23 protein-coding genes and 1 tRNA gene are annotated in these 24,629 nt (G+C 71.4%); 9 read left to right on the top strand and 15 right to left on the bottom strand.

The window, feature by feature from the left end; translation table 11 throughout:
* Positions 1 to 5 precede the first annotated feature (5 nt).
* The 4 genes from JNK30_RS21235 to JNK30_RS21220 form a co-directional block, all read right to left on the bottom strand.
* Complete coding sequence (locus tag JNK30_RS21235; RefSeq protein ID WP_293485479.1) at positions 6 to 1,376, bottom strand: L-serine ammonia-lyase; 1,371 nt, start codon at positions 1,374 to 1,376, stop codon at positions 6 to 8.
* 116 nt (positions 1,377 to 1,492) lie between these two features.
* On the bottom strand, positions 1,493 to 2,377 hold the full coding sequence (locus tag JNK30_RS21230; protein ID WP_293485477.1) for a YwqG family protein: 885 nt from the start codon (positions 2,375 to 2,377) through the stop codon (positions 1,493 to 1,495).
* Between the two features lie 223 nt (positions 2,378 to 2,600).
* Positions 2,601 to 3,491, bottom strand: coding sequence for a pirin family protein (locus tag JNK30_RS21225; protein WP_293485475.1), 891 nt, complete (start codon positions 3,489 to 3,491; stop codon positions 2,601 to 2,603).
* Positions 3,492 to 3,628: 137 nt separating this feature from the next.
* On the bottom strand, positions 3,629 to 4,126 hold the full coding sequence (locus JNK30_RS21220) for an Lrp/AsnC family transcriptional regulator (RefSeq protein WP_293485473.1): 498 nt from the start codon (positions 4,124 to 4,126) through the stop codon (positions 3,629 to 3,631).
* A 142-nt stretch (positions 4,127 to 4,268) separates the two neighbouring features.
* On the opposite strand from JNK30_RS21220, the gene JNK30_RS21215 reads away from it, so the two are divergent.
* Positions 4,269 to 7,682, top strand: coding sequence for an indolepyruvate ferredoxin oxidoreductase family protein (locus tag JNK30_RS21215; RefSeq protein ID WP_293485471.1), 3,414 nt, complete (start codon positions 4,269 to 4,271; stop codon positions 7,680 to 7,682).
* Positions 7,683 to 7,789: 107 nt separating this feature from the next.
* The gene (locus JNK30_RS21210; RefSeq protein ID WP_293485469.1) at positions 7,790 to 8,548 is read left to right on the top strand and encodes a DUF169 domain-containing protein; all 759 of its coding nucleotides are present in this window, start codon (positions 7,790 to 7,792) and stop codon (positions 8,546 to 8,548) included.
* Here JNK30_RS21210 and JNK30_RS21205 read toward each other — a convergent pair.
* Genes JNK30_RS21205 through JNK30_RS21195 form a run of 3 tightly spaced genes read right to left on the bottom strand, consistent with a single transcriptional unit; the run spans position 8,536 to position 10,425 of the window.
* Positions 8,536 to 9,036: a GNAT family N-acetyltransferase gene (locus JNK30_RS21205; RefSeq protein ID WP_293485467.1), complete on the bottom strand. Its 501-nt coding sequence runs from the start codon at positions 9,034 to 9,036 to the stop codon at positions 8,536 to 8,538. The two genes, JNK30_RS21210 and JNK30_RS21205, sit on opposite strands and share 13 nt — an antisense overlap.
* On the bottom strand, positions 9,029 to 9,523 hold the full coding sequence (locus JNK30_RS21200) for a YkgJ family cysteine cluster protein (protein WP_293485465.1): 495 nt from the start codon (positions 9,521 to 9,523) through the stop codon (positions 9,029 to 9,031). The genes JNK30_RS21205 and JNK30_RS21200 overlap by 8 nt, the downstream gene beginning before the upstream one ends.
* Entirely contained in the window at positions 9,520 to 10,425 is a 906-nt protein-coding gene (locus JNK30_RS21195; protein WP_293485463.1) for a sulfotransferase domain-containing protein, read from the bottom strand. The genes JNK30_RS21200 and JNK30_RS21195 overlap by 4 nt, the downstream gene beginning before the upstream one ends.
* Positions 10,426 to 10,613: 188 nt before the next feature.
* Between JNK30_RS21195 and JNK30_RS21190 the strand changes: the two genes are divergently transcribed.
* Entirely contained in the window at positions 10,614 to 11,822 is a 1,209-nt protein-coding gene (locus JNK30_RS21190) for an acyl-CoA dehydrogenase family protein (RefSeq protein WP_293485461.1), read from the top strand.
* 83 nt (positions 11,823 to 11,905) lie between these two features.
* The gene (locus tag JNK30_RS21185; RefSeq protein ID WP_293485459.1) at positions 11,906 to 12,301 is read left to right on the top strand and encodes a limonene-1,2-epoxide hydrolase family protein; all 396 of its coding nucleotides are present in this window, start codon (positions 11,906 to 11,908) and stop codon (positions 12,299 to 12,301) included.
* 18 nt (positions 12,302 to 12,319) lie between these two features.
* On the opposite strand, the gene JNK30_RS21180 is transcribed toward JNK30_RS21185, so the two are convergent.
* On the bottom strand, positions 12,320 to 12,766 hold the full coding sequence (locus tag JNK30_RS21180) for a surface-adhesin E family protein (RefSeq protein ID WP_293485457.1): 447 nt from the start codon (positions 12,764 to 12,766) through the stop codon (positions 12,320 to 12,322).
* 148 nt (positions 12,767 to 12,914) lie between these two features.
* Between JNK30_RS21180 and JNK30_RS21175 the strand changes: the two genes are divergently transcribed.
* Positions 12,915 to 13,130, top strand: a complete 216-nt coding sequence (locus JNK30_RS21175; protein WP_293485455.1) for a hypothetical protein — start codon at positions 12,915 to 12,917, stop codon at positions 13,128 to 13,130.
* Between the two features lie 3 nt (positions 13,131 to 13,133).
* Here JNK30_RS21175 and JNK30_RS21170 read toward each other — a convergent pair whose 3' ends face one another.
* Entirely contained in the window at positions 13,134 to 14,303 is a 1,170-nt protein-coding gene (locus JNK30_RS21170) for a serine hydrolase (RefSeq protein WP_293485453.1), read from the bottom strand.
* Positions 14,304 to 14,360: 57 nt separating this feature from the next.
* The gene (locus JNK30_RS21165; RefSeq protein ID WP_293485451.1) at positions 14,361 to 15,638 is read right to left on the bottom strand and encodes a tetratricopeptide repeat protein; all 1,278 of its coding nucleotides are present in this window, start codon (positions 15,636 to 15,638) and stop codon (positions 14,361 to 14,363) included.
* A 157-nt stretch (positions 15,639 to 15,795) separates the two neighbouring features.
* Between JNK30_RS21165 and JNK30_RS21160 the strand changes: the two genes are divergently transcribed.
* The 3 genes from JNK30_RS21160 (at position 15,796) to JNK30_RS21150 (ending at position 18,345) form a co-directional block, all read left to right on the top strand.
* Complete coding sequence (locus JNK30_RS21160; RefSeq protein ID WP_293485449.1) at positions 15,796 to 16,908, top strand: NAD(P)/FAD-dependent oxidoreductase; 1,113 nt, start codon at positions 15,796 to 15,798, stop codon at positions 16,906 to 16,908.
* A gap of 76 nt (positions 16,909 to 16,984) precedes the next feature.
* Complete coding sequence (locus JNK30_RS21155; protein WP_293485447.1) at positions 16,985 to 17,935, top strand: nitronate monooxygenase; 951 nt, start codon at positions 16,985 to 16,987, stop codon at positions 17,933 to 17,935.
* Complete coding sequence (locus JNK30_RS21150) at positions 17,932 to 18,345, top strand: hypothetical protein (protein WP_293485445.1); 414 nt, start codon at positions 17,932 to 17,934, stop codon at positions 18,343 to 18,345. Before JNK30_RS21155 ends, JNK30_RS21150 begins: the two co-directional genes overlap by 4 nt.
* Here JNK30_RS21150 and JNK30_RS21145 read toward each other — a convergent pair.
* The 3 genes from JNK30_RS21145 to JNK30_RS21135 are packed head-to-tail and all read right to left on the bottom strand — an operon-like array spanning position 18,323 to position 22,283.
* Complete coding sequence (locus tag JNK30_RS21145; RefSeq protein ID WP_293485443.1) at positions 18,323 to 19,558, bottom strand: PQQ-dependent sugar dehydrogenase; 1,236 nt, start codon at positions 19,556 to 19,558, stop codon at positions 18,323 to 18,325. The genes JNK30_RS21150 and JNK30_RS21145 overlap by 23 nt on opposite strands.
* A gap of 11 nt (positions 19,559 to 19,569) precedes the next feature.
* The gene (gene asnB / locus JNK30_RS21140) at positions 19,570 to 21,255 is read right to left on the bottom strand and encodes an asparagine synthase (glutamine-hydrolyzing) (protein ID WP_293485442.1); all 1,686 of its coding nucleotides are present in this window, start codon (positions 21,253 to 21,255) and stop codon (positions 19,570 to 19,572) included.
* Positions 21,255 to 22,283 (bottom strand): glycosyltransferase, encoded by a 1,029-nt coding sequence (locus JNK30_RS21135; RefSeq protein ID WP_293485440.1) that lies wholly within the window; start codon positions 22,281 to 22,283, stop codon positions 21,255 to 21,257. Before JNK30_RS21135 ends, asnB begins: the two co-directional genes overlap by 1 nt.
* A gap of 102 nt (positions 22,284 to 22,385) precedes the next feature.
* Between JNK30_RS21135 and JNK30_RS21130 the strand changes: the two genes are divergently transcribed.
* Positions 22,386 to 22,462 (top strand) — tRNA-Met (locus JNK30_RS21130).
* On the opposite strand, the gene JNK30_RS23020 is transcribed toward JNK30_RS21130, so the two are convergent.
* Together JNK30_RS23020 and JNK30_RS21120 are read right to left on the bottom strand one after the other, a co-directional pair.
* Positions 22,419 to 24,029, bottom strand: a complete 1,611-nt coding sequence (locus JNK30_RS23020; protein ID WP_367118773.1) for a recombinase family protein — start codon at positions 24,027 to 24,029, stop codon at positions 22,419 to 22,421. The two genes, JNK30_RS21130 and JNK30_RS23020, sit on opposite strands and share 44 nt — an antisense overlap.
* Positions 24,030 to 24,292: 263 nt before the next feature.
* A complete protein-coding gene (locus JNK30_RS21120) occupies positions 24,293 to 24,604 on the bottom strand; it encodes a hypothetical protein (RefSeq protein WP_293485436.1) in 312 nt (103 codons plus the stop codon).
* Between the last annotated feature and the right edge of the window lie 25 nt (positions 24,605 to 24,629).

The raw sequence follows: 24,629 nt of genomic DNA, 5'->3' as shown, positions 1-24,629 counted from the left end.
CGCCGTCAGCACTCGGCGAGATTGACCGCGAGCCCGCCCAGGCTGGTTTCCTTGTAGACGTGGCTCATGTCCTCGCCGGTCCGCTTCATGGTGGCGATCACCTTGTCGAGGCTGACGGAATGCTCGCCCGTGCCCAGCATCGCCAGGCGGGCCGCGTCGATCGCCTTCACCGCGCCCATGGCGTTGCGCTCGATGCAGGGGATCTGGACCAGCCCGCCGATGGGATCGCAGGTGAGGCCGAGGTTGTGCTCCATCCCGATCTCGGCGGCGTTCTCCACCTGGGCGTTGGACGCGCCCAGCGCCGCCGCGAGCCCGGCGGCGGCCATGGAGCACGCGACGCCCACCTCGCCCTGGCAGCCGACCTCCGCACCCGAGATGGAGGCGTTGCGCTTGTAGAGCGCGCCGATCGCCGCGGCGGTGAGCAGGAAGGTGCGCCGGCCTCCGGGCGATCCGTTGTGGAAGCGGTCGTAGTAGCGCAGGACCGCCGGCAGCAGGCCCGCGGCTCCGTTGGTGGGCGCCGTGACCACCCGGCCGCCGGCCGCGTTCTCCTCGTTCACCGCCAGCGCCCAGAGGTTCACCCAGTCCAGCGCCGAGAGCGGGTCGGCGATCTGCCTGTCGGCGTTCTCGACCAGGTTCCGCCAGATGGCGTGGGCGCGGCGCTGCACCTTCAGCGCGCCCGGAAGCATGCCCTCGGTCTTCATGCCCCGCTCGATGCAGGCGTACATGGCCGCGGCGATCTCATCGAGCCCGGCCTCGATCTCGGCGTCGCTGCGGACCGAGAGTTCGTTGGCGGCCATCAGCCCGGCGATCGTGAGCCCCGAGGCGCGCGCCTGCTCCAGGAGCTCTGCGCCCGAGGCGAAGGGGTAGGGGACCGGCAGCGCCCGCGCCGGCGGCTCGTTGCGCGCGATCTCGTCCTCGTCGCGGACGAAGCCGCCCCCGATGGAGAAGTAGCGGCGCTCGGCCAGCCGGTCACCCCCGGCATCCAGGGCGACGAACTGCAGCGCGTTCGGGTGCTGCGGCAGTCGCTCGCGGCCGGCCCAGACGATGTCGCGGGCCTCGTCGAAGCCGATGTCGCGCCGGCCGCCAAGGGAGAGGCGGCCGCTCTCGCGCACCGCTGCGACCAGTCGGTCGGCCGCGTCCGGATCGAGATTGCGCGGCTCGAGCCCGGCCAGACCCAGGATCACCGCCCGGTCCGTGGCGTGGCCGCGGCCCGTCAGCGCCAGCGAGGCGTAGAGGGTGGTCTCGACCCGCGCCACCCGCACGATGTCCGCCCCCAGCCACGAGAGGAAGCGCGCCGCGGCCGTCATCGGCCCCATGGTGTGCGAGCTCGAGGGCCCGACACCCAGCTTGAACAGGTCGAAGACGCTGACGTGCATTCCGCGCTCTGTGGACGCCTCCCGCGGTCCGTTCAAGGCGCCGTCGCCATGGGGTGGGTCGGGGGCTGAGCGCATTCCATCCGCGGGCGCGCCGTGGTGAAGGAGGCGGACATAGCTCAATGGGTCTGCGTGATGGTGACGGTCTTGCGGAAGTCGCCGCGCCTCGCGTCGCGTGCCCGGACGAAGACATAGATGCGCCCGCCATCCCACCAGTTCATGCCGAGCGCAGGGTCGGAGTCGATCTGCAGAAGCAATCGCCACTGCCGTCCCGCGCGTCGAATGTCGTCGGGCACAGGCCCATCGGGGTCCCAGGCGAGACCGCGCCAGAGGTATTCGCAATGGACGCCCATCTGGCCGCCCTGGATTTCACTCGGGTATCCGCCGACACGGTGCTCGATCTCGTCGCCGAGGTCGGCGTCGGCCAGGAGGTCGAACCCCTCCCAATCGATCTCGGGGCCCGGCTCGTCTTCGCCGAGCCAGTCCCAACTTGGCAGCGATGTGAACCGCATGAAGCCGACGCGAAGTTCTGCAAAGCGCTGGCTCGCCGCCAGAGGCGCCGGAAAGGCAACCGGAGGCCCCGGCGGTTCCAGGCTGTAGATCGCCACGCAGCAGTCCAAGGCGCCGTTTCGCGCTTCATCGAAGAAGAAATACAGGCGCCCTTCATGGGGCAGCCAAGGCATGCCGGCGTGCGCCGCGAACGCCGCGAGGTCGAGCTGTGCGACAAACGCTGGCGGCCGCCCCTCGAACTCGGGCCAGGCGGTGTCGGCAGGCAACTCCGGTAAGCCGCCCAGCTTCGAAAAGCCGGGCGACTTCGCCGGAAAGAGGAGCAGGGTGGGACGCGCCATCCGGCGCAGGCGTGATCGAAGGCGGTATGTGGCCGGATAGTCGTACGATCGGCCCCGCCGCGAGCGCTGGCGAAGCGCGCCGACAAGCCAGGCGATGGCGAGTATCGCTGCCAGCAGGCTTAGCCCGATCCACAAGCCAGGGTCGTTCTCGCCCATGGATCAAGCCGGCATGCGCGCAATCGCGACAGCGCTGCCAGCCCAGCGATGACACTCGTCGTCGTGCTTCATCGCCTACGTTGACCCGCCTCATACGATCTCGCCGCGCCGGCCGGCGTCGTGACGGCCATAACCTTCGCCGGCAATGGCGTACCCCGCACGACGCGTTCAAGGGGGCCGTACAGTGGAAGCTTCAGTTCGTCAAGAACAAAAAAAGAACAGATCAGCTCATCGGGTTCGGCGGCGGGGCGGGCTCGGGGAGCGGGATGAACTCCTGGTCGTCGGCGTCGGGCAGCTTCATGCGGCCGGCGCGCCAGTCGGCCTTGGCCTGCTCCAGGCGTTCCTTCGAGGACGAGACGAAGTTCCATTCGACGAAGCGCGGCCCCACCGGCTCCCCGCCGAGCAGCATGACGATCGCCGGCGTCTGCGCGGTGAACGTCACCGGCCGGCCCGGCAGGAACACCAGCATCTGGCCCGCCTGGTACGTCCGGCCGTCGACCTCCACCGAGCCTTCGGCGACGTAGGCGGCGCGTTCGGGATACTCGGCGGGCAGTTGCGCCTTCGCCCCGGCGTCGAGCCGCCAGTGCACATAGAACAGCGGCGACTGGGTCTTCACCTTGGCCTCGGCGCCGAAGGCGCGTCCGGCGATCAGGCGGGCCCACATGCCGCCGCCCTCGTAGGTCGGCAGGTCGTCCGGTCCGTGGTTGGCGAAGGCGGGATCGGTTTCCTCCAGCTCCGCCGGCAGCGCGACCCAGGCCTGGATGCCGTGCATCGCGCCGCCGTTCCGCCGCAGGGTCTCGAAGCGCTCGGAGTGGGTGATGCCGCGGCCCGCGACCATCCAGTTCACCTCGCCCGGGTGAATGGCCTGGGTCACGCCCGTCGAGTCGCGGTGGGTGATCTCGCCCTCGAACAGGTACGTCACGGTGGACAGGCCGATGTGCGGGTGCGGCCGGACGTCGACGGTGCGCGGGAAGCCGGCCTGGAAGTCCACCGGCCCCATGTGGTCGAAGAACACGAAGGGACCGACCATCCGTCGCTTGGCGTAGGGCAGGACGCGTCCGACCTCGAACCCGCCGAGGTCCTTGCGTCGCTGGTCGATGACGAGGTCGATCATGGGGGGCTCCGGGTCTGGGGCCCCCAGCGTTGCTCCGGCGGCCGCGCGAGTGCAACCGTGGCCGGACGCGGATCGCCGGCGTTCCGCGCCGCCGGCCGCAGTCGGGCCCGCTTGCGGACCGCCGGGCCGGAGACGCGCTACCCCTGGGCGCTCACATAGGGGCTCACGAGGCCGAGCGGCGCCGCGGTGGTGTTCTTCACCGAGCGGATCACGATGCGGCTCTCGATGTTCGAGACGAGCCCCAGGGACAGGATCTTGTCGCGCAGGAAGTCGTCGAACGCGTGCATGTCGCGGGTGACGATGCGCAGTTCATAGTCGGCGGCGCCCGTGACGGTCGCGCACTGGACCACCTCGGCCAGCTTCCCGATGGCGGTCTCGAAGGCGTCCAGGTTGTCCTTGGTGGGCAGGCTGAGCTTCACCGTGCAGTAGACTTCGAAGCCCAGGCCCAGCCGCTCCCGGTCGAGGATCGTGACCCGACGCTGGATGACGCCCGCGTCCTCCAGCCGCTTGATGCGCCGCCAGCACGGGCTCGACGACAATCCGACCCGCTCGGCGATTTCGGCGACGGACAAACCTGCGTCGTGCTGGATCAGATCGAGGATCTTGGCATCGACCGCGTCGAGGGCCTCGGACAACTTTTCCTCCTGTTGACGCCACGAGAGCATATGGTTCTTGCCCCGGAACCGAGGGCCGGGGGCATGCTTTTGGCAAGCAATTGCGGCGCACTTATATGATCTTGCAGTTCACGTGGGGAGGCCCGAAAGGAAGAAAATTGCGATGCGCCACCAGGAAGTGACGCTCGACGACAAATTTCTGCTCACGGACGGCCGGGTCTTCATCACCGGGGTGCAGACGCTGCTCCGCGTGCTCATGGACCAGCGCCGCCTGGACGCGGCCGCGGGGCTCAACACGGCCGGCTTCGTGTCGGGGTATCGCGGCTCGCCGCTGGGCGGCCTCGACCAGCAGGCCGCGCGGGCGGCCAAGCACCTCGAGGCGGCGAACGTCGTCTTCAAGGAGGGGCTGAACGAGGACCTCGCGGCCACCGCCGTCTGGGGCAGTCAGCAGGCCAACCTGTTCCCGGGCGCCCGGTACGACGGCGTCTACGGCATGTGGTACGGCAAGGCGCCGGGGGTCGACCGGACGGGCGACGCCTTCAAGCACGCGAACTTCGCCGGCGTCTGGCCCAAGGGCGGGGTGCTGGCGGTGGCCGGCGACGACCACACCTGCAAGTCCTCCACGCTCCCCTCGCAGTCCGAGTACGCCTTCCAGGATTTCGAGATGCCCGTGCTGTCTCCGGCGGACGTGCAGGAGGTGCTCGACTACGGCCTGATGGGCTATGCGCTCAGCCGCTTCTCGGGCCTGTGGGTCGGCATGATCGCGCTGGCCGACACCATGGACTCGGGCGCCACCATCGATGTCTCGCTTTCGCGGCACCAGTTCACGACGCCCGAGGGCTTTCGCGTCCCCGCGGGCGGGCTGGGCATCCGGCTCAAGGACCAGCCGCTCGACAAGGAGCGCCGGCTCCGCACGCAGAAGATCCCGGCGGCCCTGGCGTTCGCGCGGGCCAATCGCATCGACCGCGTGATGCTGGGCGCGGCCCGGCCCCGACTGGGCATCGTCTGCCAGGGCCAGGCCTACAAGGACGTGATCGAGGCCTTCGCGGCCATGGGGATCAGCCCGCCGGAGGCCGCTTCGCTGGGCGTGGCGATCTACAAGGTCGGCATGCCCTGGCCGCTGGAGCCCACGGGCATCCGCAGCTTCGCCGCCGGCCTCGAGACGCTGATGGTGATCGAGCACAAGCGGCCCCTGATCGAGACCCAGGCGCGCGCGGCGCTCTACGACCTGCCGGCTCACGCGCGGCCGCGGATCATCGGCAAGACCGACGAGGCGGGCGCGCCGCTGCTCTCGGAGCTCACCTCGCTCAGCGTGGCGGAGATCGCGCTGGCGATCGCCGACCGCCTGCCGCCCGGACCGCACATGGACCGGGTCTACGACTACCTGAACCGCGTCTCGGCCGCCTCCATGGCCGCGGTGACCCTGTCCAGCGACCAGCAGCGCAAGCCGTTCTTCTGCTCGGGCTGCCCGCACAATTCGTCCACACGCCTGCCGGAAGGCTCGCGCGCGCTGGCGGGCATCGGCTGCCACTACATGGCGAGCTTCAACGACCCGTCCACCGACCTGAACAGCCACATGGGCGGGGAGGGCCTCTCGTGGGTGGGCGCGGCGCCGTTCACCGACGAGAAGCACGTCTTCGTCAATCTGGGCGACGGCACCTACAACCACTCGGGCTCGCTGGCGATCCGGGCGTCCGTCGCGGCGAAATCGAACGTCACCTACAAGCTGCTGTTCAACGACGCGGTCGCCATGACCGGCGGACAGCAGGCCGAGAGCGGCTTCACGGTGCCGCAGATCACCCGCCAGCTCGCCTCCGAGGGCGTCGAGAAGATCGTCGTCGTGGCCGCCGAGCCCGAGCGGTACCAGCAGGTGACGGGCCTCGCGCCCGGCGTCCAGGTCTTCCCCCGCGCCGAGCTGATGAGGGTGCAGCGCAGCCTGCGCGACACGCCCGGCACGACGGTGCTGATCTACGACCAGGTCTGCGCCACCGAGACGCGCCGCCGCCGCAAGCGCGGCAAGATGGCCGCCGCGCCGATGCGCGTGATGATCAATCCGCTGGTCTGCGAGGGCTGCGGCGACTGCTCGGCCAAGTCGCACTGCGTGTCGGTCGAGCCGCTGAACACCGAGTTCGGCCGCAAGCGGAAGATCAACCAGTCGACCTGCAACCAGGACTACTCCTGCCTCGACGGCTTCTGCCCCAGCTTCGTGACGCTGGAGGGCGCCGAGAACGCCCACCGCGAGGCGATGCCGGCGCTGACCGCCGATGCGACCCCGCTGCCGACCTTCCAGGAACTGAAGGGCGTCCAGAACATCGTCTTCACGGGCGTGGGCGGCACGGGCGTCACCACCGTAGCCTCTATCCTCGCCATGGCGGCGCACGTGGACGGGCGCTCGGCCTCGGTGGTCGACATGACGGGCTTGGCGCAGAAGGGCGGGGCGGTGTTCAGCCACGTCCGCATCGGCGAGACCGAGACCACGGTGATCGGCGGCCGGGTGCCGGCGGCCAGCGCCAACGTGCTGATCGCCTGCGACCTGCTCTCGGCCGCCGGCCCCGACGCCCTGGCGCTCTACGCCAAGGACCGCACGGTGGCGGTGGGCAACGCCGACTTCGCCCCGACCGCCGACTTCGTCACCGACCGCGACGTGCGCTTCGACGCCGACGAGCAGGGCCGCCGGATCGCCGCGGCGGCGAAGAGCTACGACGCCGCGCCGGCGAGCCACCTGGCCGAGACGAACCTGGGCGACGCCATCTACGCCAACATGATCATGCTGGGCTTCGCCTGGCAGAAGGGCGTGATCCCGGTGTCCAGCCGCGCCCTCTACCGGGCGATCCGGCTGAACGGCGTCGAGGCCGAGACCAACCTGCAGGCCTTCGAGCTGGGCCGGAAGGCGGCGTTCGACCCGCAGGCCCGCGGCCCGCGCGAGGATGACGTCCCCACGCCCGAGACCCTGCCGCTGGACGAGCTGATCGCCCACCGCGCCCGGGAGCTGACGGCCTACCAGAACAAGGCCTACGCCGACCGTTACCTCGCCCGCGTGGAGAGGGTGCGCGCGGCCGAGGCGGCCCTGGGCTCCACAGACCTGACCCGCGCCGTGGCGGTCAGCCTCCACAAGCTGATGGCCTACAAGGACGAGTACGAGGTGGCCCGGCTCTATTCCGACGGCCGCTTCGCCGCCTACCGCGCCGAGACCTTCAAGGGCGGCAAGGCGAAGGTCTGGCTCGCGCCGCCGCTGCTGGCGCGCGCGGGGCCTGACGGCAAGCCGAAGAAGATGGCCTTCGACCCCTGGATGCTGGACCTCGTGTTCCCGACGCTCGCGAAGATGAAGGGCCTGCGGGGCGGGCCGCTCGACGTGTTCGGCAGGACCGGCGAGCGGAAGATGGAGCGCGGCCTGATCGCCGAGTTCGAGGCGGACGTCGACAGGCTGGCCGCCGGGCTGACGGCGGAAAACCACCATCTGGCGGTCCAGATCGCCCGCGTTCCCCAGCAGATCCGCGGCTTCGGCCACGTGAAGGAGGCCAGCCTCGGGCCCGCGAAGGCCGAGGCCAGGCGTCTGTGGAAGGCCTGGGCGGGCTGACCGCCATCCCGGAGTCTGTAGGGCCCGGTCCGCGCCGTGCGCCAAAACCGGGATGACAAGGGCGGGATAGCGTTCCAGCGTGGGCCAAACGCGACCGGAGGACGCCCATGGACTGGCCCGCCATCACCGCCGAGCTGGAACAGCTCCTGAAGCTGCGGTCGATCCCGTTCGGGATGAAGCTCTACGAGAACCGCGCCGACATGGAAGCCGTGCCGCGAATCCGTCGGCCACAGCACGTCCACACCCTGGACCAGCTGGTCGGGCAGGCGGCGCGGCTGGGCTGGACGGTGGGCGTCACGGCCGACGACCTGGTGGGCGCCCAGTGCCGCGCGGTGGTCGGACTTGGCGGGGCCAAGACGCCGGAGTGGATGTCCGGCCGGCACATGACCGGCGTGTGGTTCGAGACGCTGGAGGACGCCAGCGCCCATCAGGCGGCCATGGACTGCGTGCCGGACGGCCGCTACGAGGCGCTCGCGATCGGCCCCCTGGGCGCGGGCAAGATCGCCGACTTCGACATCGCGCTGTTCTATGCGACGCCCGGGGCGATGATCTACTTCATCAACGGGCTGCAGTGGTCGGGCTACAAGAAGTTCGACTGGGGCGTGGTGGGCGAGAGCGCGTGCGCCGACAGCTGGGGCCGGGCGCTGACCCGGCGCGAGCCCAGCCTCTCGATCCCCTGCTTCGCCGAGCGGCGCTACGGCGGCGTCCTCGACGACGAGATGCTGATGGCCACGCCGGGCGAGTACCTCGTGAAGGCGATCGCGGGGATGAAGGCGCTCGCGAAGAACGGCTTCCGCTACCCGTTCCCGCAGTACGGGGTGCAGCAGGACGTCCGCGCGGGCATGGCGGTGAGCTACGGTCCCTGAGCGGCGGGAATGCGGTAGATCACGGCGTCGTACTTCGCGCCCGGGCGCTCGGCGACGATCTCGCCGCCGAGCCGTTCGGCGATGCGGCGGCTGGCGGCGTTCTCGACGGCGACGGGCCACACGAACCCCGCGGCCCCGCTCGCGGCCGAGGCCCAGCGCAGCAGGGCCCTCGCCGCTTCCAGGCCGAACCCCTGCCCATGGGCGTCGGCCCGCAGCCAGATGCCGAGCTCGGGCAGGTCGTCGGCCAGCCGCTCGGCGGCCGTGATTCCCAGGCAGCGCCCGGTGTCCCGCAGGCGGATCACGAAGTTCGCCCCGGCCCGCGGGTCGGCTGCGGCCAGCCGGGCGGCGTGCGCTTCGAACTCCGCCCAGGTCGGCGGCTCCCAGGTCATCCATCGCGTGACGGCGGGCGTGATGGCCGCGAACACGTCCGGCGCATCGGCCGTCGTGAAGCGGTCGAGGACGAGGCGCCCGGTCTCGATCTCAGGCACGCCCGGCCTCCACGGCGACCGAGCCATCCGCCCGCTCCGTCACCCTGAGCCCGGCGGACAGGTCGACCTCGCCGAGGTCGATGTCCTCGCCCGGCGTGATCAGCCAGGCGCGGCGGCCGGCCGTGGCCAACACGATCTTCCCCGACCCCCAGGTGTCCCGCGCCCGGCCCTTCAGCGCCGCATACATCGGGGCGCGCCGCCAGGCCTGGGGATTGCCCGGGTCGCAGCGGGCGATCAGCCATTGGCCTTTGGCGTCCTGGTCGAGCACCACCTTCGTCTGGTCCGGCCGGAAGCGGTGCGGCATCTCCTCGTCCATCAGCCAGACGCACTCGAACGTGCGGCAGGCGTTCGGGCGCCGGTCATAGATCCCGCAGCCCTTTCCCTGCCGGACGTGGTCGCAGGTCACGCCGGCCGGCTTGCCCAGCGCCTCGACCGCCATGACGCGGCAGCACTGGGTGCAGGGGCCGCAGGTCCTGGCGCCCTTCAACGCCCCGCCCGGAGATCCGCCTCGAGGGCGGCGTAGTCGGGGTGCCCCGTGATCGGCGTGACGAGTTCGCGCCAGCGGGCGTCCATGGCCGCGGAGACGGCGGGCGACATTTCGTGCACGTGGCCGCCCGCGCCGCCCTTGCGCACCTTGGCGGAGTCGCTGCCGGGGGGCAGGTTGCAGCGCGTCTCGGACAGCTGCCGCATGAGGGCGTCGTCGAAGCGGTCCTTGTGTTCGAGCATGTATTGGATGGACGAGCGCTCCAGGGTGAGCGCCAGAAGCTCGTCGGTGAGCGGGATCCCGGCGAAGGCCGCAACCCGGCGGATCGCGGACTCGGGCTCGGCCAGCATGTGCTCGTACGACAGCAGCAGCACGTTCGGCGCGTGGCGGACCTTCCACCACGACAGGAGGTGGCCCCAGTACGAGCCGATGATGGTGCGCTCCAGGTAGGCGCCGGCAAACTCGTCGAGGGTCACCGCGCCTGGTTCCAGGAACCAGCCGCTCATGAAGTGGTAGAACGAGACGAGCGCATCCTTGGGATCGCGCAGGCTGACAAGGGCCTTGGCGCCGGGCGGCAGCTCGTCATGGGCCATGTGGCTTTTGAAACCGCGCGGGTTCGCGCGCTGCTCGGCGTTGATGTCGATCCCGAGGCCGGTGGCGGTCTCGATCCACGGCACGACCGCCGAGATGTCCGGAAAGTCCATATCGCCGCCGGTGCGCAGCGTGTGGAAGATCTGCTGCAGCCAGGTGGTGCCGCACTTGCCGTAGGGGGCGATGACCACATCGGTCGGGCGTGGCTTCCAGGCGGCGATCGCCGCGCCGATCTCCTGGGGCGAGAACACCTTGGACGAGAGCGCCTGCAGGTCGGCCATGCTGCGCCCCCGGCGCGCTGCGGTTAGGCTCATGTGGTGGTCCCCCGACGTTGCGCGTCACACTAGGACGATGGGCGGCGGGGTCAAACCGCGCCCGCTCAGCCCGCCCCCGCTCGGCCCGCACGCGCGAAACGCCTCTTCGCTTTCGTTGCGTCATCCGCCTAGGGTGCGTCGCATATTCGCGGGGTCGCGGCTCCGCGCGGAATTCGAGGAGCTTGTCCATGGCCGATTTCGGCGGCGACACCGAACTGGAAGCCTTCCGCGCCGAGGCGCGCAGCTGGCTGGAAGCCAACTTCCCCGCCTCGCTGAAGGGCAAGGGCGCGCTGGCGTCGGCCGAGGTGCGCTCGAACGAGCCCGACCTGGTGAAGTGGCGCAAGGCGATCGGCGAGAAGGGCTGGGGCACCCCCACCTGGCCGACGCAGTACGGTGGCGGCGGCCTCTCGGTCGCGCAGGCCCGCGTGCTGGGCCAGGAGATGAGCCGGATCGGGGCGTTCAACCCGCTGATGTTCGGCATGGGCGTGACCATGATCGGCCCGACGATCCTGGACTACGGCACCGAGGCGCAGAAGGCCGAGCACCTGCCGCGGATCGTGCGCGGCGAGGTCCAGTGGTGCGTGGGCTACTCCGAGCCGAACGCCGGCTCCGACCTGGCGTCGCTGCAGACGCGGGCGGTGGACGCCGGCGACCACTGGGTGATCAACGGCCAGAAGACCTGGACGAGCGGAGCCCAGTACTCGGACTGGTGCGGCCTCCTAGTGCGGACCGACCCGCAGGCCAAGAAGCACGAGGGGATCAGCTTCCTGCTCGTGAACATGAAGCAGCCGGGCATCGAGACCCGGCCGATCGGCCTGATCTCGGGCGCCTCGCCGTTCTGCGAGACCTTCTTCACCGACGCGGTGGCGCCGAAGGAGGCGCTGCTGGGCCAGCTCAACGTGGGCTGGACGGTGGGCAAGCGCCTGCTGCAGCACGAGCGCGCCAGCCAGACCGGCGCCTCGATGGGCGGCCGACCGCCGGCGGCGCTGAACACCATCGCCAAGAAGTACCTCGGGACCGACGACAAGGGTCGGCTGGCCGACGTCGACTTCCGCTCGCGGCTGGTGAAGCACGAGATGGACGCCAAGGCCCATGCGCTGACGCTGGCGCGCGCGGCGGCCGAGGCCAAGGGCAACAACAGCCCCGGCAACGCGCCGTCGGTGCTGAAGAACTCGGCCACCTGGGTCGCCCAGACCCGCGCCGAGCTGACGCTGGAACTGATGGGCTCGCAGGGCCTGGGCTGGGAAGGCGACGCCTTCAACGAGCACGAGATCGAGGCCGTCCGCAGCTGGCTCTGGGGCAAGGCCATGTCGATCTACGGCGGCAGCCAGGAGGTCCAGTTCAACATCGTCTCGAAGCGGATCCTGGGCCTGCCGGACACGACGCAGAGCGCCTGACGCGAGGCGTGGCCATAACCTCGCAGGTAATCGCGGGGCGGCCCCGGGCATGATGGTGTGGCGGGCGACAACAGGAGCCCGCCATGACCGCCCAGAGCCCGATCGACGTCGTGACCGCCTTCATGAAGGCGATGGAGCAGAAGGACTACGACGCCGGCGTGGTCCACGTCGCGGACGACTGCCACTACGAGAACATGCCGATGGGCGTCGCCAAGGGGCCGGCGGGCGTGCGCGCCGTGCTCGAGCCCTTCTTCGCGCCCATCGTCGAGAACGAGTTCCAGGTGCTCCGCCAGGCCACCAACGGCCCGATCGTCTTCATCGAGCGGCTGGACCGCCACCGACTCCCCGACCGCTGGGTCGAGCTGCCCGTGACCGGGGTCTACGAGGTGCGCGACGGCAAGATCGTGTTCTGGCGCGAGTACTTCGACATCGCGACCCTCTACCGGGCCTGGCCCGAACTGCAGGCCGCCGCGGGGTAGCCCGGCGGCCGCCGCCCGTCAGGGTGGCGGAGGACCGCCGCAGGCGAAGGTCATGCGCACCTCGCCGACCGAGCCCTTCCCGGGCGCGGCCCAGGGCGTGACCTTGAACGCTGGGGAGCGCCGGCCGCGGCCCTTGAGGCCGGGCGCCTCGTAGTAGAGCTCGTCCACCACCCGCGAGAGCTGCCGCGGACAGTCGAACTCGCCCAGGCTCTCCACGGACTGGAAGGTCAGGCCGTCCCGGTGGTGGACCTTGTCGGAGTCGTAGGCCGTCCAGACGCGGCGCACGCCGTCCACGGCGACCGCCTGTGGCCGCATGTACACGAAGGTGTCTTCGCTGGCGGTGACCAGGGTCCAGCCGGCCTGCTCCATGGCGGCCACGGGCGCGCTGTCCTGCGCCGCCGCCGTGACCGCGAGGGCGATTGCCGAGAGCCCCAGTGTTCCGATCGCGCGCGCCCGGTTTCGCATCGCGCCAGGAACGCAGGAACGGCCGCGAAGTCCAGTCCCATCTCCGCCCGGTGAACGGCCGTTGAACGCCGCTCTCAGCCGCGGCTCAGCGCTGCGCCCCTATCCTTGGGACGATCCGCGAATTCCGCGGAGCGCACGAGGTGACATCATGGCGGGTTCCGCCATCCATTGGGAGCTCCTGGACCACGGGGCGGACAGGCCGGTCGAGATCGGCGACGCGGTGTCCGCCGAAGCCGGAGGGATGCCGATCTGGCGGGTGGTCGGCTTCGCCGGCTCCAAGGCCTGGCTCGACGACGAGCGGGGGGCGACGCGTTGGCTGACCTCGCTGGAGCCCTTTCGCTGGCGCCTGCCGAAGGCGGCCTGAGGCTTACGGGACGGTGCGCGCCGCGGCGCGCACCGCTTCCACGAACGCCGTGCGCGCGGCGGACAGGTCGCGCCCGGTCGCCCGCGGCCAGGCGGAGTTGACCACCACCACGAGGCGCTCCTCGGGCACGATGAGGATCTGCTGGCCGAAGATGCCGCGCGCCTCGTAGCCGCCCTCGCGGCGCATCCACCAGAAGTAGCCGTAGCCGCCGGTGGGATTGTCGATCTGCTTCGAGGCCGCCTCGGTGGTCCAGCCGGGCGGCAGGATCTGCTTCCCGCCGGCCTTGCCGCCGTCCAGCATGAACTGTCCGATGCGGCCGTAGTCGCGCAAGGTCATGGACATGCAGCAACCGCCCCGCTCGTGGCCGGCCAGATCCGTCATCCAGATGCCGTCGCGCTCCATGCCGTAGGGCTTCCAGATCTTCTCGGAGGCGTACTCCGCGAGGCTCTTGCCGACCGCGTTGGACACCAGCACGCCCACCAGGTCGGTCTCGCCGGTGTTGTAGTGGAACGTCGAGCCCGGCGCGTTCTCGCGCGGCAGCTTGCGCATGTAGCTGACGATGGGGTTGACCTTGGGGTCCTCGATGACCGAGCCGGCGGTGGCCACGTCGGACTTCGGGTCGACGTAGTCCTCGTTCCACTTCACGCCCGAGCTCATCATCAGGAGCTGGCGCACCGTGACGCCGTCGTAGCCCGACCCCTTCAGCTCGGGGATGTAGTCGGTGACCACCGAGTTCAGGCTCTTGATCTTGCCGTCCTGGAGGGCCGCGCCCACGAGGGTGGCGGTGACGGACTTGGCGACCGAGAACGAGGTCCAGCGGTCCTCGGGCCGGCGGCCCAGGCCGTAGCGCTCCATCAGGATCTTCCCGTCCTTCAGGACCAGCACCCCCGAGACCCTGAAGGCCTCCATGTACTCGGCCGTCGTCCAGGTGCGGCCGTCGTGCGTGTACGAGACGTCGATCGTCTTCGCCGCCGCCGGCAAGGCGCGAACCTTCGGGCCGCGCGCGATGACCTTGGCCTCGAACAGGTCCTCCATGGCGCGGTAGCCGCGGCTCTGGAGCTCCGGGGGCCATGCCAGGATCATCGGCGTGTCGGCCGACTTCGGCTTCTGCGCGGCGGCCGGGGATGCGGCAAGCGCCAGAGCCGCCAGGGCCAGACCGATGGATCGCAACATGGAACCCCTCCCACACGCCGTGTCGGGGCGGAACCTAGTCGCTGCGGCGCAGGAGGGCTAGGCGGCTCGCGGCATCGCGGCCCGGCGCTCGGCGACGAGCGCCTCGTGCAACGCCGTCTCGCCCGCCCGGCGCGCCGCGTCGATCAGAGTCAGGTCCAGGAGGTCGCGCTGCGCATGGCTGCCGCCGAACCGGCCGGCCCGGTTGCGGACATCACGCAGCAGCTCGACGGCGCGGCCATGCCGTCCCCGGCCGTGTGCGAGCATCGCCTCGGCGACCGGCAGCCCCACGTCCCGCGAGAACGCGGCGTTGTCGCCGGCGCCCTCGACGGCGCGGGCGATCTCGGCCACCGCCGCCTCGGCGTCGGCGTCGCGGCCCGCGCCGACCAGGGCCATCACCGCGTGGACGTCCTCGAAGGCGTAGTGGCCCAGGCGGTGCTGCGACCAGGCGTCGGCCAGGGCCAGCCAGCGGCCGCCGACGTCGACGCCGCGCAGCCTGAGGCGCCACAGGAGGGCCGAGGCGTCCACCATGTCGAACGCGAGGCTCGAGGGCTCCCCGAAGACCGGCCCGTCGTAGAGCTCGAGCACGGCGTCGATGTCGTCGAGCCCCAGGTGGAAGAGGGCCGTGTGCCACCAGTTGTGCACGAGGAAGAAGCTCTCGGGGGTCCAGGCGGCGGCGTCGTCGCGCATGAAGCGCACGCCCTCGGCGCGGCGGTCCTGCATCTCCAGCACATGGGCGACGGCGTGACGCGCCCAGTTGTTGCGCGGTTCGAGGGCGCAGGCCTCGCGGCCGGCCGCCTCCGCCCGGTCGTAGAGCGCCGTCTCCTCCAGCCCGAACGCGTGCAGGCCGAGGACGGCGTGATACCCCGGCATGTCCGGGGTCCAGCGGGCCCGCGCGCGGCCGATCCGGTCGCGGAGCATGCGGGAATCGCCCAGCAGGAAGTCCATGGTCTGGCCCACCTGCAGCGCCAGGACGTCGTGCGGCCACGCGATGGCGACATCCTCGAGGATCCGCGCGGCCCTGCGGATCTCGCCTGCGAGCATCGCCTCCGCCGCGGCGACGTGCCCCGCCTCGCGGGCGTTCATCGGCAGGTCGCGGGCCGCGGACACCGCGGCGGCGGCCATGCCGCGGATCGCCGGGTTGCTGCCGATCGCCGTCATGTAAGCCTTCAGCACGTGGGCCATGACGAAGCCGGGGTTCTGCTTCAGCACCGCCTTCGCCTGCTCGAACGGAGCGCCGGCGTAGCGGTGGTAGGCGTCCAGGGCGGCCTGGAAGAGCTCCAGCGCCGCCGGGTTCGCTCCGCTGTACTCGAGGCCGTAGTGGTCCTTCACCGTCATGTCTCGGATCCTGTGGCCCGCTCGGGGTCGGCGTTCGGTTTGCGGTCCCTTATACAATCCGTGACCGTGGGGACGTCAGACCCTGATGTTCGCGAGGCCGCGGGCCTCCGTTTCCTCGGGGCGTGACACGGCTGGCCCGGACAGCTAACCCCGCCTCATGGCCGATTTCGATTTCGACGCGGTGGTCGTGGGCGCGGGCGCCGTCGGGCTGGCGTGCGGCCACGCGTTGAGCCGCCGCGGGCTGGCGGTGGCGGTGCTGGAGCAGGACGTCGCCATCGGCCAGGGCGTCTCGTCGCGCAACTCCGAGGTCATCCACGGCGGCCTCTACTATCCCACCGGGTCGCTCAAGGCGCGGCTCTGCGTCGAAGGGCGGCGGCGGCTCTACGCCTTCTGCGACGCGCACCACGTGGCCTACGACCGCTGCGGCAAGCTGGTGGTGGCGACGACGGCGGACGAACTGGCGCGGCTGGAGGCGATCTACGACCAGGCCCAGGCCAACGACGTCGAGGGCATGGAGCGCCTGACCCGGGCGCAGGCCCTGGCGATGGAGCCCGAGCTGGCCTGCGAGGGCGCGCTGCTCTCGCCACAGAGCGGGGTCTTCGAAAGCCACGCCTACATGCTGGCGCTGCAGGGCGAGATCGAGGCGGCGGGCGGGGCGGTGGTGCTGGCGACGCCGTTCGAGGCCGCGACGCCGCTGGAGGGCGGCGGGTTCTCCGTGGCGGCCGGCGGCGCCGAGCCGACAACGCTGACGTGCCGCTACCTGGTGACGGCGCCCGGCCTGTCGGCCCAGGCGGCGGCGGCGCGGATCGAGGGCTTTCCGCCCGCCCTCATCCCGCAAGGCCACTACGGCAAGGGCATGTACTTCCGGCTGGCGGGCAAGGCGCCGTTCCAGCGCCTGATCTATCCGCCGCCGATCCCGGGCGCGCTGGGGACCCACTACCGCCGCGACCTGGGCGGCCAGGGGGTCTTCGGGCCGGACCTCAACTTCGTCGACGAGCTGGACTACACCGTCGATCCCGCGGCGGCGGACGGGTTCTACCGCTACATCCGCAAGTTCTGGCCGTCGTTGCCCGACGGCGCGCTGAGCCCCGACTACGCCGGGATCCGGCCGAAGATCCACGGCCCGGGCGAGCCGCAGCCGGACTTCCGGCTCGACGCGCAGGACGTCCACGGGCTGCCGGGACTGGTCGCGCTGTTCGGGATCGAAAGCCCGGGCCTGACCTCGTCGCTGGCCATCGGCGAGGAGGTGGCGGCGCGGCTGGGGCTCTAATCTCTCCCCGCCTGGGGAGGGCAGGAGGGTTTGAGTTTTCGTCGGGCCTCCGCATAGTTTCGTCAGGGAGGACGGCATGAAGAACCGCATCACGGAACTGCTGGGCGTCGCGCATCCGATCGTGCAGGCCCCGATGGGCTGGATCGCCCGCGCGCAGCTGGCCAGCGCGGTGTCCAACGCCGGCGCCTTCGGGATCATCGAGACCTCGTCCGGCCGCCTCGACGAGGTGCGCGAGGAGGTGAAGAAGATGAAGACCCTCACGGACAAGCCGTGGGGGATCAACGTGGCCCAGGCCTTCGTGCGCGACCCCGACATCGTGAGCTTCGTGGCCGACCAGGGCGTGCGGTTCGTGACGACCTCGGCCGGCGACCCGAACCGCTACTGCGATGCGCTGAAGGGCCGGGGGCTCACCGTGTTCCACGTGGTCCCGTCCCTGGCGGCGGCCGAGAAGGCGATCGCGGCCGGCGTGGACGGGCTGGTGGTCGAGGGCGGCGAGGGCGGCGGCTTCAAGAACAGCCGCGAGGTCGCGACCATGGTCCTCCTGCCGCTGGTGGCGTCGAAGACCGACCTGCCGATCATCGCCGCCGGGGGGATCACCGACGGCCGCTCGATGGCCGCGGCCTTCGCGCTGGGGGCCGAGGGCGTGCAGATGGGCACCCGCATGGTCTCGGCCGCCGAAAGCCCGGTGCACCAGAACTGGAAGGACATGATCGTGAACGCCAAGGAGACCGACACGGTCTTCCTGAATCGCCACGGTCCGGGCCCGGCGCTGCGGGCGCTGCGCACCGAGAAGACCACGCGCCTGGAGCTGGAGCCGCCGCCGAACGTCATGGCCGAGATGGCCAACGCCCTGCAGCTCTACTTCGGCGGCGACATGGAGGCGGCGATCGCGCTGACCGGCCAGGTCGCCGGCCGCATCGACAGCGTCAAGCCGGTGGCGCAGGTGATCTCCGAGACCATCGCCGAGTTCGAGGCGGTGATGACGCGCCTGGGCGCGCAGTACGGGAAGGCGGGCGCGCCGGCGTGATCCCGGGACCCGCCGTCGCGGCCCGGATCTTCCTCGCCCTGCAGGCGGTGGCGATCCTGTTCCAGCTCGCGCTGGCGGCCGGCGCGCCCTGGGGCGAGTACGCCATGGGCGGCGCGTTTCCCGGCGTCTTCCCGCCGGAGATGCGGCTCGCGGCCCTGGCGCAGGCCGGCCTGCTGGCGGGCATCGGCTACATCGTCGCGCGGCGCGCCGGGCTGATCCGCGGGCGCGGTCCGGCGCCCCGGTGGCCCGCCTGGCTTGTGGTCGGGTTCCTGGGGGTCGGGCTCGTGCTGAACCTGATCACGCCCAGCGCCATGGAGCGGCTCATCTGGGCGCCGGTGCTCACGGTGCTGTTCCTGATGGCGCTCCGCGTCGCGGCCGCGCCGCCGGCTACTTCGGCGCCACCCGGATGATGCGGCCGGCGTCGCTGTCGACGCCGATGTAGAGCGCGCCGTCGGGACCGACCGCGATCGGGCGCAGGCGCTCCTTAACCTCGACCAGGAGGCGCTCCTCGCCCACCACCTTGTCGCCGTCCAGCGTCAGGCGCGAGAGGTAGCGCGGCCCCATGCCGGTGACGAACAGGCTGCCCTTCCAGGCGGGGACCTGGGCGGCCTCGTAGAACGCCATGTCGCCGGGCGCGAGCACCGGGTCCCAGTAGTAGATCGGCTGTTCCATGCCGTCCTTCCGGGTGATCCCCTCGCCCACCGGGCCGCCGGCGTACTCGATGCCGTAGGTGATCGTGGGCCAGCCATAGTCGCGGCCCTTGCGCACGATGTTCAGCTCGTCGCCGCCGCGGGCGCCGTGCTCGACCTCCCAGAGCTCGCCGGTCCTCGGGTGGAGCGCCGCGCCCAGGATGTTGCGATGGCCGATCGAGAAGATCTCGGGCCGTGCGCCGGCCCGTCCGACGAATGGATTGTCCTTGGGGATCGAGCCGTCGGTGTTGATGCGGACCACCTTGCCCAGGGTTCCGTCCATGCGCTGGGCCTGCATGCGGCCCTCGAGGACGGAGCGCTCGCCGCCGGTCACGAAGAGCGTGCCGTCGCGGCCGAACACCAGCCGCCCGCCGTAGTGCTTCGTCGACGCCAGCGACGGCGTCTGGCGGTAGATCACGCGGACGTCCTCGAGGCGCGGCGTCCCGCCCGTGGTCACCAGCCGGCCGCGGGCCACGGCGCCGTTGTTCTTCCCGTCCTTCGGGGGCTCCACGTAGTGGAGGTAGACGAGGCCGTTCCGGGCGAACTGCGGGTCCAGCGCGATCCCCTGCAGGCCGCCCTGGTCGCGGGCGTCCACGGCGGGGACGCCGGCCACCGGCTCGGAGAGGCGACCGTCCTTGAACAGGCGCAGCCGCCCGGGCTTCTCGGTGATCAGCAGGCCCCCGTCGGGCGTGAAGGCGAGGCCCCACGGCTTGACCAGTCCGGTCACGTGGTCGGTGACCTGGTAGTCGACGCCGGCCTTGACCTCGGGCGCGCGGGTCTGGCCGGCGAAGGCGGGCGCCTGGTCCTTCCCGTTCGGCGCGCGGGTTTCCACGGGCGCCCCGGAGGCGCCCTGCGCCTGGGCGCGGTCGGGGGCCGCGTTGCAGGCGGCGGCAAGGAGGGCGGTCGCGCAGGCGGCGGTCAGCAGCGTCTTCAAGGGGATCTCCGTCAGCTCGGAAGCACAGTGCGAAGCGCGTCGTCGGGTTGCGCGCCCTCCAGATGTATGAGCGACCAGACGGCAAGGAAGAGCAGCGGCCAGCGGCCCGTTCCCTGGCGCATGCGGTCTTCGGCGTCCGGGACGAGCCGGCGGACGGCGGCGACCCGGGCGATGCGCGGCGCAAGGTCGCCCGCTCGCGGCGCGATCCAGGCCTCCACCGGCGTCGTGAAGCCCTGCTTCTTCGCCCAGGGCCGGGCCGCCGGGCAGGCGCGCTCGAGCCACTTGCGCAGGATCCACTTGCCGTAGCCGCCCTGCGTCTTCAGCCGATCGGGGAGCGACCACGCGAAGGCGGCGACCGCCGGGTCGAGGAAAGGCGTGCGCCCCTCGAGCCCGTGCGCCATCAGGCAACGGTCCAGCTTCAGCAGCAGGTCGTTGGGCAGCCAGGTGACGACATCGGCCCACTGCGCCTGCTGGAGCGCGCTCAGCCCCCGGGGTGGGCGCGCCGCGTCGCGCCAGGCTGCGAGGACCTCAGGCGACGTCCCGCGCGGTTCGGCGGGGCGCCCGCCGAGCAGCCGGGGCCGCAGCGCGCGCCGGTAGCGGCCGTATCCGGCGAAGAGCTCGTCCCCGCCCTCGCCGGTGAGGACGACGGTGAGGCTGTCCTTGGCGGCCTCGGCCAGCTTGTAGGTGGGCAGCGTCGCATAGTCGGCGGTGGGGTCGTCCATGGCCCAGGCGACCTGCGGAAGGATCCGCCAGAAGTCCGCCTCGCCGAACGTGGTCTCGCGCCAGTCCAGGTCCAGCGCCCGGGCCACGGCCTCGGCCGCGGCGCGCTCGTCCGCGGCGCCCGGGGCGTCGAAGCCGCAGGTGAAGGCCGTCACCGGGCGCGTGTTCAGCCGCGCCATCAGGGTGGCGATGGCGGCCGAGTCGACGCCGCCCGACAGGAACAGGCCGTAGGGCGCGTCGGAACGCTGGTGCACGCGCACGCTGTCCTCGAGCACGGCGTCGAGGGCGGCGATCGGGTCATCCGCCGCGCGCGCCTCGGCCGGCGGGTTCAGCGGGAGCGGCGCGCGGCGGTGGTTCGCCACGATGCGGCCGTCGCGGACCTCGATGACCTCGCCGGGCGCGACGCGGCGCAGGCCCTGGAAGGGCGTGCGCTCGCCGAGCACGTAGTTCAGTTCCAGCAGCTCGCGCGCCGCGGTCTCGTCCAGCGCCCGCTGCATCAGGCCGGCGGCGAAGAAGGCGCGCGGCTCGGAGGCGAACGCCAGGCCGCCGGCGTGCTCCATCAGGTACAGCGGCTTGATGCCGAACGGGTCGCGGGCCAGGAACGTCCGCCCGTCGGGTCCCACCAGGCAGAGCGCGTACATGCCGCGCAGACGGTCGAACGCGGCCGGGCCTTCGCGCGCGTAGAGGTGCAGCAGCGGCTCGAAGTCGGACCCGGTGCCCAGATGCGGGCCCAGCTGGTGGTCGCGCGTCAGCTCGACGTAGTTGTAGATCTCGCCGTTGCCGACGACCGCGCCGCCGGCGGCGTGCAGGGGCTGCCATCCGCCTTCCAGGTCGATGATCGACAGCCGCGCGTGGGCGAGCGCCGCGCCCGGGAGCTGCTCCAGCCGCACGCCGTCGGGCCCACGGTGGGCGATCGCGCGGATCATCGCCTCGGCGCGGGAGTCGTCCCCGCCGAGCTGCCCGGCGATGCCGCACATCAGGCGGCTCCGTGATCGGCGAAGAGGGCCTGCCACTGGGCGACGACGGCGCTCTCCGAGAACTGCGAGGCGACGCGCTGGACGCCCGCCGCGGCGAAGCGGGCGCGAAGGCCGGGGTCGTCCAGCAGGCGTGTGACCCCGGCCGCCAGGGCCTCGGCGTCATCGATGGGGACCAGGAGCCCGTCGCGGTCGTGCTGGATCAGCGCCTTGGGGCCCTGGCTCTCGGCGGCGACGACGGGCAGTCCGTGGGCCCAGGCCTGGATGACCACATTGCCCAGCGGCTCGTAGCGCGAGGGGAACACGCAGACGTCCGCGGTCCGGTAGAGCGCCGAGGCGTCCGCCCGCCAGCCGAGGAAGCGGACGCGCGGCGCGACGCCCAGCGCCTCGGCGAGGCCCTTCAGCTTGGCTTCCTGGGGACCGGCGCCGGCGATCCACAGATAGGCGTCCGGCAGCCGGGTCAGGGCCTGCAGGCTGACGTCATGGGCCTTGTTCTCGTGCAGGCGGCCCATGGCCAGCAGCAGCGGCGCGTCCGCGGGCGTGTCGAGGGTCGCGCGATCCACCGGCGCGCGCTCGGCGGCGGCGGCGGCGAAGTTGGGGATGCAGGTGACCCGGCCCGCAGGCCAGCCCTGGTCGACGATCCAATCCGCGATGTCCTCGGTGTTGGCGACCAGGTGATCGAAGCCGCGGTAGTACTTCAGGCTGTAGTAGCCGCCGAGCCGGCCGATGCGCGCCCAGGGCCCCCGCGGCGTGTGACGCGCGGCGCGGTTCATCCAGGCGAGGGCGACACGGGTTCCGTTGAGCGCCGCGAAGCCTGCGACGGCCGGCCGGGTGATGATGTCCAGCGGGCCGCCGAAATGGAGCACCTTCACCGGAATGCCGGCCTTGCGCAGGCGCGCCTCGCGCAGCGGATTGCGCCGGATCGCCGCCGCTTCCGCCACTCCGGCCCGCTTCAGCGCCTTCAGGAGGTCGACGAAGTAGGTCTCCGCGCCGCCTTCGCCGGCCGTTCCCAGGAGGTGCAGGACGCTCATCGCAGCATCGAGCCTAGCGCGCCTGCCGTCCGCGCCCAAGCGCTTGAAGCGCGGCGGCATCGCCCCTATAAACCGCGCCTCCCGTGGTGGGGTGTCGCTCGTGGCTGGGTAGCTCAGCTGGTTAGAGCGGTGGATTCATAACCCACAGGTCGGCGGTTCGAGCCCGCCCCCAGCTACCACGACTCCCAACCCACGGTTCTCGTTGGGTTCGGCTCCACCACGGGACAATCGCGCAAGGGTGCCTTCGACCTCGATGTCGATCGGGCCGCCGCGCTCCTGGCTTCGCGGGATGATCACGATCCGGTCGACCAGCCCGCGCACCGAATCTGCCAGCGCCCGCTCGGCCTGAGTGTTGTTGGGCGTGAACTCGGCCAGCGTCGCCTGCAGTTGGGCGACCATCTCCGCGTAGATGCGCGGGGCGTCGGGGTGCAGCTCGATCGTCGGCTCCGGCGCCGTGAGAGCGTCGAGTTCGGTCTGCGCCGCCTTCCGCTCCGTCTCGAGGTCCGCTACGCGGGCCTCCATGGCAGGGGTCGAGACGCCGCGCTCGATCGCGGAGACGAGCCGCGCCAGGCCTCGCTCGGCCTCGGCGATTCGCCGGGCCAGCGGCGCGCGGAGATCGGCGGCGGCCGCCTTGCGCGCGGCTGCAGCGTGGCGGTAGGCCCGCACGTAGCTGGCGACCGCCTGGGGCGCGAGCATCTGCTCTCGCAGGACCTCCAGCGCCACGGCCTCGACCTTGGCGCGGGCGGGGGTGCGGCGGTTCGTGCACGTGCCCCGCTCCCGGTAGTTCACGCAGACGAGCTTGCCGGTCGTGTAGGTCACGTAGGCGCCGCCGCAGGACCCGCACCGCAGGAGGCCGCCGAACAGGCTCGGCCGACGCTGAACGGCGTGGGGCTGGGCTGAGGCTCGCGCCTTGCGATCCCGCACTGCGCGCCAGGTCGGATCGTCGATGATCCGCAGATGCTCGACAGGGGTGCGCTTCCACTGCTCCGGCGGCAGGTAGCGGTGGACCCGCTTGCCGGTGTCGCGGTCCTTGCGGACCTCGTCTCGGCCCCAGACCTTCACGCCGGCATAGAGTTCGGTGTTCAGGATGCCGTTCCCGCGCTGGCGGGAGCCGCTGATCGTGGACGTATTCCACAGCCCGCCCTTGGGGCCAGGCACGCCTTCAGCGTTCAGAGCGCTGGCGATCTCTCGGGCGGTGTCGCCGGCGGCGTAGGCCGCGAAGATCCGCCGGATGACCTCGGCCTCGGCGGGAATGATCTCGATGTGCCCGCCGGGTTGGGTGCGGTAGCCATAGAGCCGGGCGCCGGTGGCGCGCCCCTGCTCGGCGTTCGCACGCACCCCGCGCTTGGTCTTGGCCGAGAGCACCTGGATGTACTCGGCCGCCATGAAGCTCTTGAACGCCACCTCCATCCGCGAGACGCGCTCGCTCGACAGGGTGGAAATGAACACGCCTGCGGCCGCGAGGCGGTTGTAAACGTTCCACTGGTGCTCTTCGTCCCGGGCGATCCGGTCCTCGTCTTCCACTAACAGGGCATCGAACTCACCACGCCCGGCCGCGGCGATGGCGTTCAGTAGGCCTGGGCGGTTGGCCATCGCGGTCCCGCTGATCGCTGCGTCCATGTACGAAGCGACGACGGTCCAGCCGCGTCGGCTGGCTATCTCCGTCAGGACTGCCACCTGATCGGCCACCGAGCGCGCGTTCTGCCGGTCGCTGGAGTAGCGGGCGTAGATGGCGGCGCGGGTCATCTCGGCTTCTGGGCGGCTGCGGCGGCGCGACTGTCACGCTCCTCCCGGACCCGCGCAAGCGCCTCCACCACCCGGAGGACTTCCGGGGGCAGAGAAGCTGTGGGCGGGTTGGGGATGCGTTCGGCGCGCATGGCTCTATGGCGCTGATACCTTCAGCGCGGCGCGCCGGAGCGGCGCCGCCCACTTCCTTCGGACCCGCGGGGCGGCGTGCGGGCTGGAACACCTGCGGGCGTGGGGACGCCCCGGCACCGAAACTCGAGCGTTCATTTGGCGCCGCCGTGCTCCGCGGGGGCCGCCGCCGTGGCCGCGGTGAAGGCCGCGCGCCACTCGTCCAGCGTGGTCCGCCGCAGGCAGTTGGCACGGCTCCATTCCTCCATCCGCACGCGCACCGACTTCGGCGCCTGGGCCCAAACGAGCACGGTCGCGAGATCGGCCTCGAAGGGCGCGCCGTGAGGGCAGCCGATGTGATCGGCGACAACGTAGGCCCCGTTCTGCTTCACCAGTCGGTAGCCGAGTTCGCCGACGGCTTCGGACGCGTCGGCAAAGAGAAGACGGTCGGCGGTGGTGGTGGTCACGGTTCTCTCCGGAAGCGATGCTGGC

It is taken from the genome of Phenylobacterium sp., assembly GCF_016793225.1.
Classification (GTDB): domain Bacteria; phylum Pseudomonadota; class Alphaproteobacteria; order Caulobacterales; family Caulobacteraceae; genus Phenylobacterium.
This window is presented reverse-complemented; position numbering and strand designations above follow the sequence as displayed.